Source organism: Nocardia sp. NPDC051832 (assembly GCF_040681285.1).
Classification (GTDB): Bacteria; Actinomycetota; Actinomycetes; order Mycobacteriales; family Mycobacteriaceae; genus Nocardia.
In genome coordinates this window covers 104328-117152 of the sequence record NZ_JBFAYL010000003.1, presented here as the reverse complement: position 1 = coordinate 117152, position 12825 = coordinate 104328, and the positions used below count along the sequence as shown (strand labels likewise).

The 12825-nt window shown below is 66.7% G+C and carries 12 protein-coding genes and 1 pseudogene; 8 read left to right on the top strand and 5 right to left on the bottom strand.

Translation table 11 applies throughout. The features are described from left to right. Window positions 1–26: 26 nt before the first annotated feature. Window positions 27–704 (bottom strand): TetR/AcrR family transcriptional regulator C-terminal domain-containing protein, encoded by a 678-nt coding sequence (locus AB0M14_RS18235; RefSeq protein WP_364996195.1) that lies wholly within the window; start codon window positions 702–704, stop codon window positions 27–29. A 56-nt stretch (window positions 705–760) separates the two neighbouring features. Between AB0M14_RS18235 and AB0M14_RS18230 the strand changes: the two are divergent. Then, window positions 761–2194 (top strand): annotated as a pseudogene (locus AB0M14_RS18230) (NAD(P)/FAD-dependent oxidoreductase); the annotation flags it as partial. Here the strand turns inward: AB0M14_RS18230 and AB0M14_RS18225 are convergent. Together AB0M14_RS18225 and AB0M14_RS18220 are read right to left on the bottom strand one after the other, a co-directional pair. Continuing rightward, the gene (locus tag AB0M14_RS18225) at window positions 2187–2693 is read right to left on the bottom strand and encodes a TIGR04338 family metallohydrolase (protein WP_364996193.1); all 507 of its coding nucleotides are present in this window, start codon (window positions 2691–2693) and stop codon (window positions 2187–2189) included. The pseudogene AB0M14_RS18230 and the gene AB0M14_RS18225 overlap by 8 nt on opposite strands. 47 nt (window positions 2694–2740) lie before the next feature. Next, a complete protein-coding gene (locus AB0M14_RS18220) occupies window positions 2741–3589 on the bottom strand; it encodes a DUF2786 domain-containing protein (protein WP_364996190.1) in 849 nt (282 codons plus the stop codon). 148 nt (window positions 3590–3737) lie between these two features. On the opposite strand from AB0M14_RS18220, the gene AB0M14_RS18215 reads away from it, so the two are divergent. The 6 genes from AB0M14_RS18215 to AB0M14_RS18190 all read left to right on the top strand — a co-directional run bounded on the left by AB0M14_RS18215 (window position 3738) and on the right by AB0M14_RS18190 (window position 10436). Beyond that, window positions 3738–5039, top strand: a complete 1302-nt coding sequence (locus AB0M14_RS18215) for an ABC transporter substrate-binding protein (RefSeq protein WP_364996188.1) — start codon at window positions 3738–3740, stop codon at window positions 5037–5039. A gap of 100 nt (window positions 5040–5139) precedes the next feature. Continuing rightward, the gene (locus tag AB0M14_RS18210) at window positions 5140–6057 is read left to right on the top strand and encodes a sugar ABC transporter permease (protein ID WP_364998923.1); all 918 of its coding nucleotides are present in this window, start codon (window positions 5140–5142) and stop codon (window positions 6055–6057) included. Beyond that, window positions 6057–6932 (top strand): carbohydrate ABC transporter permease, encoded by an 876-nt coding sequence (locus tag AB0M14_RS18205; RefSeq protein WP_364996185.1) that lies wholly within the window; start codon window positions 6057–6059, stop codon window positions 6930–6932. Before AB0M14_RS18210 ends, AB0M14_RS18205 begins: the two co-directional genes overlap by 1 nt. Before the next feature lie 126 nt (window positions 6933–7058). Next, window positions 7059–9314 carry a transglycosylase domain-containing protein gene (locus AB0M14_RS18200; RefSeq protein ID WP_364996183.1) on the top strand — a complete coding sequence of 752 codons (2256 nt, stop codon included), beginning with the start codon at window positions 7059–7061 and terminating at the stop codon, window positions 9312–9314. A gap of 233 nt (window positions 9315–9547) precedes the next feature. Next, window positions 9548–10006: an effector binding domain-containing protein gene (locus AB0M14_RS18195; RefSeq protein WP_364996181.1), complete on the top strand. Its 459-nt coding sequence runs from the start codon at window positions 9548–9550 to the stop codon at window positions 10004–10006. A 4-nt stretch (window positions 10007–10010) separates the two neighbouring features. Further along, on the top strand, window positions 10011–10436 hold the full coding sequence (locus AB0M14_RS18190) for a GyrI-like domain-containing protein (RefSeq protein ID WP_364996178.1): 426 nt from the start codon (window positions 10011–10013) through the stop codon (window positions 10434–10436). A gap of 64 nt (window positions 10437–10500) precedes the next feature. Here the strand turns inward: AB0M14_RS18190 and AB0M14_RS18185 are convergent, their stop codons facing one another. Together AB0M14_RS18185 and AB0M14_RS18180 are read right to left on the bottom strand one after the other, a co-directional pair. Beyond that, complete coding sequence (locus AB0M14_RS18185; protein ID WP_364996175.1) at window positions 10501–11589, bottom strand: inositol-3-phosphate synthase; 1089 nt, start codon at window positions 11587–11589, stop codon at window positions 10501–10503. Continuing rightward, a complete protein-coding gene (locus AB0M14_RS18180; protein ID WP_364996172.1) occupies window positions 11582–12139 on the bottom strand; it encodes a PadR family transcriptional regulator in 558 nt (185 codons plus the stop codon). The genes AB0M14_RS18185 and AB0M14_RS18180 overlap by 8 nt, the downstream gene beginning before the upstream one ends. A gap of 163 nt (window positions 12140–12302) precedes the next feature. Between AB0M14_RS18180 and AB0M14_RS18175 the strand changes: the two genes are divergently transcribed. Continuing rightward, window positions 12303–12692, top strand: a complete 390-nt coding sequence (locus AB0M14_RS18175) for a DUF5318 family protein (RefSeq protein ID WP_357329852.1) — start codon at window positions 12303–12305, stop codon at window positions 12690–12692. Window positions 12693–12825: the final 133 nt, after the last annotated feature.

Below are 12825 nucleotides of genomic sequence, written 5' to 3'. Positions count from 1 at the left end.
CGGGCCCGATGGCCCACCCGGTCTGATCACGGCGGGCACAGACCGTCGAGCACCGCGCTCAGGCCACGCCGAAAACGTTCTCGCGCATCGGTGTTCGCATAGCGACCGAGGAAGGCTGCCGCGCGCGTGGCGCCGGCGCTGTCGGCGGCCCGCTGGTTCGGCGCATCCATCGTGGGCGCCTGGACGGTGGAACCTTCGCGCGCCCAAGCGGATTCGGCGAGCGCGGCACCGAGCACGTAATAGTAGAAGCCGGTCGTAGCGGCCACCAAACCCTCGTCCCGGAATCCGGCCGACTCGAGAACTTCCAGTATCGAGCCGAACTGCGCGACGGCTGCCGGACCCATCGGCGGCGCGGTACCCACCAGCGCCGCCGCCCAATGATGCCGCAGCAGGGCCTCGAATGTCCGACTGCCTATGTTCTCCAGGGCTTTCCGCCAATCCCCGGATGCGTCGACCGACTCCAGTGTTTCCGCGAAGACCGCGTCCAACGCGTACTCGAGCAGGTCGTCCTTGTTCGCGACGTAGCCGTACAGCGTCATCGGCGGTACCGCGAGCCGATCGGCCAGCTTGCGCATGGTCAGCCCCGGCACCGAGTCCTCATCGAGCAGCGTCAGCGCGGCGGACACTATCCGCGCGCGGTCCAGCGCCGGTCGGCCACGGACCGGCTTCTCGGGGCGCAGCCACACCGACTTCCTCTCAGGCATTGACCGATCATACGTAGTTCGTACAATGAACGGATTACGTACAACGTACGAGAACTGAGGTCGAGATGCCCGCGAATCAGCTGAGCAAGGTGGACACCGTAATCGTCGGAGCGGGGGTATCCGGCCTGGCGGCCGCACGACGGCTCGCCGACCGCGGACAGTCCGTGGTTGTGCTCGAAGCCCTTCCGCGCGTCGGCGGTCGAACGCTGACCGAGCAGGTGGCCGGCACCGTGCTCGACGCGGGGGCGACCTTGGTCTACCCGGTGCACGACAACGTGTTCCGGCTCGCGCGGGCCCACGGCGTGCAGCTTTTCGAGAGCAACTTCGAAGGACGCTTCCTGCTGCACACCGCCGGTACCACCCGCGGTTTTCGTTACGGCAACCCCCGCGTGCTGAAGTTGTTCGGCGCACCGGCTCAGCGCCTGCTCCGACCGATCGTTCGTCTCACGGCACGATGGACCACGCTGCCGGTCGAAACCATGGTGCAAGTGCTGGAAGTCCTGTCGGCCTTGGACGCGCTCGCCGCGACCATTCCCGCTTCGGCGCCCTGGACCGCTCCCGGCGCCCACCATCTCGACAACCGCACCTTCGGTTCGTGGCTGCGCGAGCAGCTAACCGACCCCCGGGCCCGCCAGCTGTTCGAGGCCAATTTCGCCGGGTATCTGCCCGAGGCCACGTCGCTGCTCTTCGCCCTGCACTTCCTGGGCACCTGGGGAAGCATCGGCAGCCTCTTGGCCGGGCCCGCACGGGTATACCGATTCCGTGGCGGTGCACAGGAATTGACCCACGCCCTGGCGCGGTCGCTGGGGGAACGTGTCATCGTCGGCAGCCCTGTCCACGCCATCACCCACCACTCGGCGGGCGTCGTCGTGCGATGTGCGGAAGCCGAATTCCAGGCAGATCGGGTGATCGTCGCGATCAGCCCGGTCGGCGCTCGGCACTTGCGCTTCGATCCAGAGCCCCCGCAAGACCGCGTCCGGCTGCAACACGCCTGGCAGCCAGTGCACGGGCGCAAGATCAACATCGTCTACGACGAACCGTTCTGGCGACAGGCGGGACTTTCGGGCTCGGCCCTGACCGATCTCGAGGCGGTCCCGGGACTGCTCGACGCCTCCCCCACGGACGGAAGCGTCGGCATCCTGTCGGGCTATCTCCCCGGCGATCGAGGCTCCGCCGATCCGGCGGAGCGGCGGCGCGCGGTGCTCTCGGTGTGCACCGCGCTGTTCGGACCGCGCGCTGCCGAACCACTCCACTATCTCGAGAAGAACTGGGAGGAAGAGCCTTTCGCCTACGGCTGTGAAGGCGGCCTCACGGTCGGCGCCCTCACCACCGCCCGCCGCTTGCCGAAGACTCCCGTCGGCCGGGTGCACTTCGCCGGTGTCGAGACCGCCGATGCCTGGATGGGTTTCCTCGCCGGCGCCGTTCAGGCCGGTGAACGCGCCGCCGACGAAGTCCTCGCGGCGAACCCCACCCGGCCGCTCGCTAGTTGAACCGGACGCCGCAATTCAACAGCGTGGCGCGCAGCAGCAGGGCGGCTTCGGGACCGATGACTCCGTCGACCAATTCCAGGTACCGGCAGCAGAATTCGGGGCCGTGGGCAGCTTCGAAGCCGGTGGCCAAATGGTGGGCGATTTCGTGCAGCACCACGAGTTCCCGGAGAGCCCACGCGGTCCCGCCGGTGTGCAGAGGTACCGCCAGGACCGCGTCGGCCGCCTCGTAATGGGCAGCGGTCGCTCCGGCACGCGACCGGACCCGCACCGGGACCGAGGCCCTATCCCATTGCGCCCGTACCCAATTGAGCGCGAGCACCTTGTCAGCATAGGCCTGCACGGAGGCCACCGAGGCGAAACGGCGTTCGATCGGCAGGGTGATCTGGGAACCGTAGAGGTCGACGGTTCGGCTGCCGTATTCGTCCGCGCGGTCGAATACCCCGCGTACCAATTGTTCGGCGTCATAAACCTTGGCCCGCTGGCCGTCGCGCACGCTCATCGCACAGATCCCCCGCGTCTACGGTTCGTCAATTGTCCACGACCGCGTCATTCCGCGCGTCCGCGCGGGGTCAATTGCCCACGAGCAGCGCCCAACTCGGGCGAAGTGCCCAGGCGCGCCGCTTTACCCGCGCGATCACCGGCGCGCCGGGCCGCCGCGGAATGCCCCGCAGAGGCCTGCGGCCCCCGCCAGGTACCGCGCGCCTCGGAGGTCTGTTTATAAAAGTCGACGAGCTCGATTTCCTTGTTGCGCAGCGCCAATGCCGTGCCGCTCGCCGATTCCGACGGCGCCACCGCCTCGGTCTCGACCTCCTGCTTCACCACCGCCAGCCGCTTCCCGACCCGCGCCGCGAACGCCATCTGGAAATTCAGCCGTGCCGTCACCGGCGCCACCGGCGCCTGCACCCGGCGCTGTACTGTTCGCCCCCAGCGTTTTTCGGCGACCACCTTCTCCACGGTCGCGGTTTTGTACGCGCCGGATTTGATGTAGTGATCCGAAGCCCGCACCATCTGGATCAGCAGACTTGTATACAGGGCTTCACAGGTATCGATATCGGAATCGAATCCGTAGGCGTAAACCTGGGTCGACGTCCGCGCAACATCGCAGCGCACGTCGTTGGCGTGCGCGATCGCGACGAACAACTGGACGTAGGTGCGCAGCCCCTTCTTTCCCGCCTCGCCGATCGGGATGGCCCGCTGGACCGGCGTCGGCCTGCGTTCGCGTCCGTGCACATGCGCCCGCGCCACCGCGAGATCGATGGACGACCGGGTGGCCAGCCGCTGTGCCGCGGCCAGGAAGGCTTCGGCCTCGTGCTCGTTGTCGGTCGATTCGGCTTGCCGCAGCAATCCCCCGATCCGCGTGAGCATCCGGTCGGGAACCTCATTCGGCGCAGTCATCGCCAGCCATCGTAAGAGAGACGCGCGGGACGGGCCGCGGTGAGTACGAAACCGGCACAATCGGGACGGCTTCCACACGCACCATGTATCTTGCCTTGTGCAGCGGCAGTCTGTGCCGCCGCTCACGATCAACCCTGGAGTGAACGCGATGGCTTTGAAGAAGGTGTCGGCCCTACGTACATCGCTCGCGCCGCGGGCCGCGCTGGCGGTCACCGCGTGCGCGCTGCTCACAGCGACGTTCACGAGTGCCTGCTCCAGCGACAGTGGCACGAACCCGACCAGCCAGAACCTGACCGGTCGCGGTCCGATCACCTATGTCGAAGGTAAGGACACCACCGACACGGGCGTGGTCAAGCAGCTCATCGAGCGCTGGAACGCCTCGCACCCGGCCGAGCAGGTGACGTTCAAGGAACAGTCGAACGACGCCTCGCAGCAGTACGACGACCTGGTCGAGCACATGCGCTCCAAGTCCGCCGACTACGACGTGGTCGCCCTGGACGTGCCCTGGACCGCCGAGTTCGCCGCCAAGGGCTACCTGCAGCCGCTGAAGGACACCTTCTCCATCGATACCTCGGCGCTGCTGTCCCCGCCCGTGGCCAGCGCGACCTACAACAACACGCTCTACGCCGCGCCGCGGAACACCAACGGCGGCTTGCTGTTCTACCGCACCGACCTGGTGCAGACCCCGCCGAAGACCTGGACCGACCTGCTCGGCCAGTGCGAGGTCGCCAAGGCGCAGAACATCGGCTGTTACGCCGGCCAGTTCGCGACCTACGAGGGCCTGACCGTGAACACCTCCGAGGTGATCAACGGCTTCGGCGGCACCTTCGTCGGCCCGGACGGCAAGACCCCGACCGTGAACAGCCCGCAGGCCCGCAAGGGCCTGACCACGCTGGTGGACGCCTACAAGAACGGTGATATCCCCAAGGAGGCCATCACCTTCAAGGAGCCCGAGTCGGCCAACGCCTTCCAGTCCGGCAAGCTGATGTTCCTGCGCGGCTGGCCGTCCACCTTCGGTGACCTCGGCTCCGAGGGCTCCTCGGTGAAGGACAAGTTCGCCGTGGCCCCGCTGCCCGGCGAGAACGGCGTCGGCGCCTCCACCCTGGGCGGCTACAACGCGGCGATCAGCGCCTTCTCCAAGAACAAGGCCACCGCGCTGGACTTCCTGCGGTACCTGATCAGCGAAGAGGCCCAGCAGCTGGTGGCGGCGAGCTCGCTGCCGTCGGTGCGCGCCTCGATGTACGACGACCCGGCGCTGATCGCGAAGATGCCGTACCTGCCCGCCCTCAAGGACTCGATCGCCAGCGCGGTGCCGCGCCCGGTCACCCCGTTCTACCCGGCGGTCTCCAAGGCCATCCAGGACAACGCCGCGGCAGCGCTGCGCGGTGAGAAGTCCGTGGACGACGCGATCGTCGGCATGCAGAAGGGCATCGAGTCGGCCGGCTCGTAGCAGACCCGACCCAACCGTAGGAGAGAGATTAACGGTGTCGGATCCTTCTGGAACGGCTACACGTAAACGTTTCAGCTTCCGTGAGAGCGGAAAGCCGTGGCTGTTCGTCGCACCGGTGCTCATCGCACTGGCCGTGGTCATCGGATATCCGGTGTTCCGCGCGATCTATATGTCGTTCCAGAAGGACGCGGGCCTGGACCCGGCCACGGGCATGTTCACCGAAGGCGGCTCGGCCGGCTTCTCGAACTACACCCACTGGCTCCTGCAACAGTGCGGCAACAGCCTCGGCGAGACTGTCCCCTGCTCGGACGGCACCCTCGGGTCGCAGTTCTGGCTGGCGATCGGTGTCACCTTGCTGTTCACCGTGGTCACCGTCGCGTTGGAGGCCACCATCGGCCTCGGCATGGCGATGGTGATGGGCAAGACCTTCGTCGGGCGCGCACTACTGCGCGCGGCGGTGCTGATCCCGTGGGCCATCCCGACCGCTGTCACAGCGCGGTTGTGGGAGTTCATGTTCCAGTACGACGGTGTGGTGAACCGGGTGCTCGGCACCAACATTCTGTGGACCACCGATCCGTGGGCGTCGCGGTTCGCGGTGATCGCCGCCGACGTGTGGAAGACGACGCCGTTCATGGCGTTGCTGATCCTGGCGGGCTTGCAGGTGATCCCCGGTGATGTGTACGAGGCGGCACGCGTCGACGGCGCTTCCGCCTGGCAGCGATTCACCCAGATCACGTTGCCGTTGCTGAAACCGGCACTGCTGGTGGCTGTGCTGTTCCGCACGATGGACGCGCTGCGCATGTTCGACCTCCCCGCGATCATGACCGCGGGCAACGAGAACACCCGGACCGTGTCGATCCTGGTGGTCGATCAGTTCCGGCAGGGCCCCAACAGTGCCGCGGCGCTGTCCACCATCACCTTCCTGCTCATCTTCGCGGTCGCGTTCCTGCTCGTGAAGGTGCTGGGCGCCAACGCCGTTCGCACTCAGGAAGCCCAGCGAGAAGGGGCGGTGCGCTGATGTCCGTCGCGACGAAAACCCCGGCCGCGGGATCGGTCCCGTGGACCAAGCGACTCACGTCGGTCCGGCTGTATCTCGGTGTGCTGATCATCCTGGTGTGGGGGCTCGGCCCCTTCTACTGGATGGCCGTCACCGCGTTCCGCGACCCGAACTACACCTTCGACAACACCCCGTGGCCGACCCACGTCACCTTCGAGAATTTCCGCAACGCCTTCGACACCTCACGCGGAAACGACTTCGGCCGGGCGTTGATCAACAGCTTGATCATCGGCTCGATCACCACGGTGCTCGCCCTGATCATCGGCATTTTCGCCGCCTACGCGCTGGCCCGGCTGGTGTTCCGGGGCAAGTACCTGGTGTCGGGAATCATCCTGTCCGCGTCCATGTTCCCCGTGGTCGTGCTGGTCACCCCGCTGTTCCAGCTGTTCACCGATATCGGCTGGATCGGCAAGTACCAGGCGATGATCATTCCGAACATCTCGTTCGTGCTGCCCCTGACGGTCTACATCCTGGCCTCGTTCTTCACCGAGCTCCCGTGGGAGCTGGAAGAGGCCGCGCGCATCGACGGCGCCAGCAAGATGCAGGCCTTCCGCCTGGTCATGCTGCCGCTGGCCGCGCCCGCGGTGTTCACCACCGCGATCCTGGCGTTCATCGCCGCCGTCAACGAATACCTGCTGGCGCGTCTGCTTTCCAGCGGCACCACCGAGCCGGTGACCGTCGCGATCGCCCGATTCTCCGGCAACGATCCGACCATTCCGCCCTACGCCGCGATCATGGCCGCGGGCACCATCGTCACCATTCCGCTGGTGATCATGGTTCTGATCTTCCAGCGGCGCATCATCTCCGGCCTGACCGCCGGCGGCGTCAAGAGCTAGGAATCGCGTGCCGGGGTGCGGTGATAGCATCCCGGCACATCCCGGCGCGATACTCTCGAAGCGTCAGGTGTGCTTTACCGATCGTTGCTTTGGCACAGGTGAGTTCGACCGACGCTCCGGGAGGAGATGCTCGTGCGATCGTTGTTCGGCAAGCGAAGAGGGCGGGAGAAACCCGCCGCGTCCTATCCCTCGCTCGCGGGCTGGGACGAGCCGACACTGCCGGCGATCGCACCGGTCAAGGCCGATCCCAGACCCCGCCCCGCCAGGAAACGCCCGGCCCCGAGCCCCGATCGGCCGACGCGCTCGCGCGCCGAACGTGCCAGAAGACTGGCGCTGGCGCTGTTCATCCTCTTCGTCGGCGTGCCCGCGCTGCTGTCGGGCCTGGCCTACTGGAGCGCCGAGATCCCCGACCCGGCCGCCATGCAGACCAATCAGATCGCCACCATCCTGGCTTCGGACAGCAGCACCGTCATCTCCAAAGTCGTTCCCCCGGACGGTAATCGAACCCCGGTCCCGCTCACCCAGGTGCCGCAGCACGTGCGCGACGCGGTCATCGCCGCCGAGGACCGCAGCTTCTACACCAACGCCGGCTATTCCAGCTCCGGCTTCCTGCGCGCCAGCCGCGACAACCTGCTCGGCCGGGAGAACGCCGGCGGCGGCTCCACCATCACCCAGCAGTACGTGAAGAACGCCTTCCTCGGCTCCGAACGCACCGTGAGCCGCAAGATGCGCGAGCTGATCATCGCCGCGAAGATGTCCAAACAGTGGAGCAAGGACGACATCCTCGCCGCCTACCTCAACACCGTCTACTACGGCCGCGGCGCCTACGGGATCGCCGCCGCGTCCAAGGCCTACTTCGGCAAGGACCCGGTGCACCTGTCCCGGGCCGAGGGCGCGGTGCTGGCCGCCGTGCTGCGCACCCCCTCGCTGCTGGATCCGGAAACCCATCTGCCGGAACTGAAGGCGCGCTGGCAGTACGTGCTCGACGGGATGATCGAGATGGGCGTGCTCGCCCCCGGCGACCGGGACGCGACCCGCTTCCCCGACATCCTCCCGATCTCCGAGATGCCGAGCGAGAACGAGGCGCGCGGCCCCGAGGGTTTGATCCGCACCCAGGTGCTGCGCGAACTGCGCGACTCCGGCATCAGCGAACGCGACCTGAACACCGGCGCACTGCAGATCACCACCACCATCGACACCCGGGCCCAGCAAGCCGCGCTCGGCGCGCTCGGCGACCGGCTCGGCGGGCAGCCGCCCGAACTGCGCGGCGCCGTGGTGTCGATCGATCCGCGCTCGGGCGCGGTGCGCGCCTACTACGGCGGCACCGACGGCATCGGCTACGACTTCGCTCAGGCGCCGCTGCAAACCGGTTCGGCCTTCAAGGTTTTCGCGGCGATCGCGGCCCAGCAGCAGAGCATTCCACTGCACCGGGTGATGGACAGTTCACCGATCACCGATCGCGGCACCAAGATCACCAACGTGGACGGGGAGAGCTGCGGCAAGTGCAGCCTCGCCGAAGCGCTCAAGCGCTCGCTGAACACCAGTTTCTACCGGCTGACCATGACCATGTTCGACGGTCCCGGCGCGATCGCCGACGCGGCGCACCAGGCCGGCATTCCGGAGGAGATCCCCGGGGTGGCGGGCAAGACGCTGACCGAGGACGGCGGGCGCCCGCTCAACGGAATCGTGCTGGGCCAGTACCTGGTTCGCCCGATCGACATGGCCTCGGCCTACGCCACCATCGCCGCCGGCGGCGTCTATCACCCGCCGTACTTCGTGCAGCGCGTGGTCACCGGCGACGGGCGCGTACTGCTCGACCGCGGCGCTCCCGAAACCCGCGTCGGCCAGCAACTCCCGGAGGGCGAGCAGCGCATTCCGCGCAGCATCGCCGAGAACACGATCGCCGCGATGGAACCGATCGCCGCCTATTCCAACGCCCACAGCCTGGCCGAGGGCCGGCCGTCCGGCGCCAAGACCGGCACCACCCAGCTCGGCGACAGCAAGTGGAACAAGGACGCGTGGATGATCGGCTTCACACCGTCGCTGTCCACCGCGGTCTGGATCGGCACCGAGCAGTCCCAGCCGATCCGCACGGCCCGCGGCGCCGACATCTACGGGTCGGGCCTGCCCGCCGACATCTGGAAGCAGGTGATGGACGGCGCACTGGCCGGCACGCCGATCGAACACTTCCCCGAACCCGCCGCCCCGGCCCCCGCGCAGGGCCTCATTCCGGGCAAGCCGTCGGGGGGGCCATACGACATCCTCAATCCACAGAATCAGTCCCCACGGCAGGATCGAGAGCCTGTCATCGTGTTCCCGCCCGCTCCCGGCCCCGCGGAGGTGGAGATTTTCCCCGGTTTCAGTATCCCGGTGCCCAGGTGACAGCCATTTCACAGGGAGTCTTATCGATCTTGTGACCTACCACGCCCCACAGGAACACATGACATGGCAGCATCGTTTGCCAGAGTGAGAGCGAAGGTGACGCCGCAGCCAGGATGCGGAAGGATAGGCGCTCGAGCGACGAACAGCGGCGCGAACGACGAGCCAGGAAGGCCCGGAGCATCGGCTTCCGGAGCGCCGCTAAGCGAAACAGACTAGACATAGGGGCAACGCCGGTGGATTTCAATGTCGTTGACCGTCCCGAGACGCTGGTGGCGGGAACAGTACTTCGCAGCCCGGCGCTCGCGGTCGAAGGTCCGCGCCGCGTCAAGGTCGAAGAAGCGTGGAAACGCACCATGGCGCGCACGCTGCCCGGACCCCCGACCACCGCGTACGTCGACCACGCGCCGGAGATCAACTCGTATCTGACCCATATCGTCGGCTACCGCTGCAAGAGCCTGGACGATCTCCAGGCCGGCGACGTGCTGGCCCGGGTGCCGGCGGGCCGGTTCGCCCGGTTCACCGCCAGCGGTGACAACCTCGGCGACACCGTCGTCAGCATCTGGCGAGCGGTGTGGGACGCCGAGGCGGCGGGCAAGTTCGTGCGCTCCTACACCGGAGACTTGGAGCATTATCCGGATTCGCGCACGGCCGAGGTGTTCGTGGCGCTGGCAGACGACCAGGGCGAGGGGTAGAACCGTGGACTTCGAGATTGTCACCTTGGACGAGAGCCTGGTCGCGGGCCTGACCATTCCGCTGGCGGGCCGCGAAGTGACCAACCGCGATCTGGACCTGGTGAACTTCACCTGGGATCGCTACCTCTCCAGAGAGAAGGCGGTACCCCGGATGGCCGCCTACATCGGCCAGAACGATCACGCCGTGGCCGTGCTCGGCTACGAGGTGCGCGGCTTGGACGAGGTGGACGCCGGTGACGTGCTGACCCGGATCCCCACCGGCCGCTACGCCAAATTCGTTGTCTCCGACAAGCCTTACGACCTGTTGCGCACCGCGTGGGCGCAGGTCACCAAAGCCGAAGCGGCAGGCAAGATCACGCGCTCGCACCGAGCGGAACTGGAGCGCTACACCGGGCCGACCTCGGTCGAGGTGTACGTCTCGCTCGACTGAGCAGGACCGAAAAGAAACCGGCCGAAGGCATTTCGCCTCCGGCCGGTTTTCTGTTCAGCAGTGTTTACTCGGCGCCGATGATGAAAGCTTCCAGCTGCTCGCGCGCGACGTCGTCGGCGAGCTGCTTCGGCGGGGACTTCATCAGGTAGGCCGAGGCCGGGATGACCGGGCCGCCGATGCCGCGGTCCAGGGCGATCTTCGCGGCGCGCACCGCGTCGATGATGATGCCCGCGGAGTTCGGCGAATCCCACACCTCGAGCTTGTACTCCAGGTTCAGCGGCACGTCGCCGAAGGCGCGGCCTTCCAGGCGCACGTAGGCCCACTTGCGGTCGTCGAGCCAGCCGACGTGGTCGGACGGGCCGATGTGCACGTCGTTGGCGCCCAGTTCCTTCTTCAGGTTGCTGGTGACGGCCTGCGTCTTGGAGATCTTCTTGGACTCCAGGCGCTCACGCTCGAGCATGTTCTTGAAGTCCATGTTGCCGCCGACGTTGAGCTGCATGGTGCGGTCCAGCTGCACACCGCGATCCTCGAACAGCTTGGCCATCACCCGGTGCGTGATGGTCGCGCCGACCTGCGACTTGATGTCGTCGCCGACGATCGGGACGCCGGCGTCGACGAACTTCTGCGCCCACACCGGGTCGGAGGCGATGAACACCGGCAGCGCGTTGACGAAGGCCACACCCGCGTCGATGGCGCACTGGGCATAGAACTTGTCGGCCTCTTCCGAGCCGACCGGCAGGTAGGAGACGAGCACGTCGACCTCGGCGGCCTTCAGCGCGGCGACCACGTCGACCGGCTCGGCCTCGGACAGCTCGATGGTCTCGGCGTAGTACTTGCCGATGCCGTCCAGGGTCGGACCGCGCTGCACGACCACGTCGGTCGGCGGCACGTCGGAGATCTTGATGGTGTTGTTCTCGCTCGCGAAGATGGCGTCCGCCAGGTCGAAGCCGACCTTCTTGGCGTCGACGTCGAACGCGGCGACGAACTTCACGTCGCGAACGTGGTACTGGCCGAACTTGACGTGCATCAGACCGGGAACGGTCGAGTTCTCGTCCGCGTCCTTGTAGTACTGCACGCCCTGGACCAAGGAGGAGGCGCAGTTGCCAACGCCCACAATGGCCACGCGAACTTGCTTTTGACCTTCACTACTCATGGCCGGTGTTTCCCTCTTTCTGTGGTGCCGCGTTCGTCGATTGCTCCGCCGCAATCAACTCGTTGAGCCAGCGCACTTCGCGCTCGCTTGATTCCAGACCGAGCTGGTGGAGCTGCTTGGTGTAGCGATCCAGCGACCCGCTGGCCTTCTTGATCGCCTCCCGCAAGCTCTCCCGGCGTTCCTCGACCTGCCTGCGCCTGCCCTCGAGAATGCGCATCCGCGCCTCGGCGGGGGTGCGGTTGAAAAAGGCGAGGTGGACGCCGAAGCCGTCGTCGGTGTAGTTCTGCGGGCCGGTGTCGGCGAGCAGTTCGGTGAACCGTTCCCGCCCCTGCGGACTCAGTTGATAGACCCGTCGCGCGCGGCGCATCGTGACGCCCGCGACGTTCTCCTCGTCGATCAATCCGTCGGCCTGCATGCGCCGCAGCGTCGGATAGAGCGACCCATAGGAGAAGGCCCGAAACGGCCCGAGCAGACCCGTGAGCCGCTTGCGCAACTCGTAGCCGTGCATGGGCGCTTCGAGGAGCAGCCCGAGAATTGCCAGTTCGAGCATCGGGCTTCACCCCCTGACTGATGTACAGACCTAACCAACAGATGCGATTGCCTACTATATCGCGCCGATATAGTTGTCCGCACCTCCAGGCCACGGCTCACTCTGGCCAGGGCAGCACTCCTGGTTCACCAGTACTCTGGGGTCCGTGCTTATTCAGCGGCAGGTGGTCGACTACGCGCTCCGGCGCCGGTCACTGCTGGCTGACGTGTATGCGGGCCGGGTAGGCGTGGCCGAGGTATGTGATGCAAATCCCTACCTCCTGCGTGCGGCCAAGTTCCACGGCCGGGGGAGCGAGGTTACGTGCCCTATCTGCAGGAAAGAGCAGCTGACACTCGTATCCTGGGTCTACGGCGACGAGCTCGGACCGGCAGCCGGGTCCGCTCGTACCCCCGAGGAGCTGGCGCGTCTCGCCGAGACGCGCGCGGAATTCTCGGTTCATGTCGTCGAGGTTTGCCGGACCTGCAGCTGGAATCATCTGGTGCAGTCCTATGTGCTCGGCACCGCTCCGGCGCCCACGCGTCGCCGCGCGAACCGGCGCACAGCTGCCGAATGACCTAACGCCCGCACGCAGTCCGATACGAGTTATGGAGATCTTGTCAGTGAATTCGCCTTACGAGACTTCCCCCTACGGCGATGAACCGCACGGCGGCCGTCCACAGCGAGGTTCACATCCGGGTCCCGGCTCA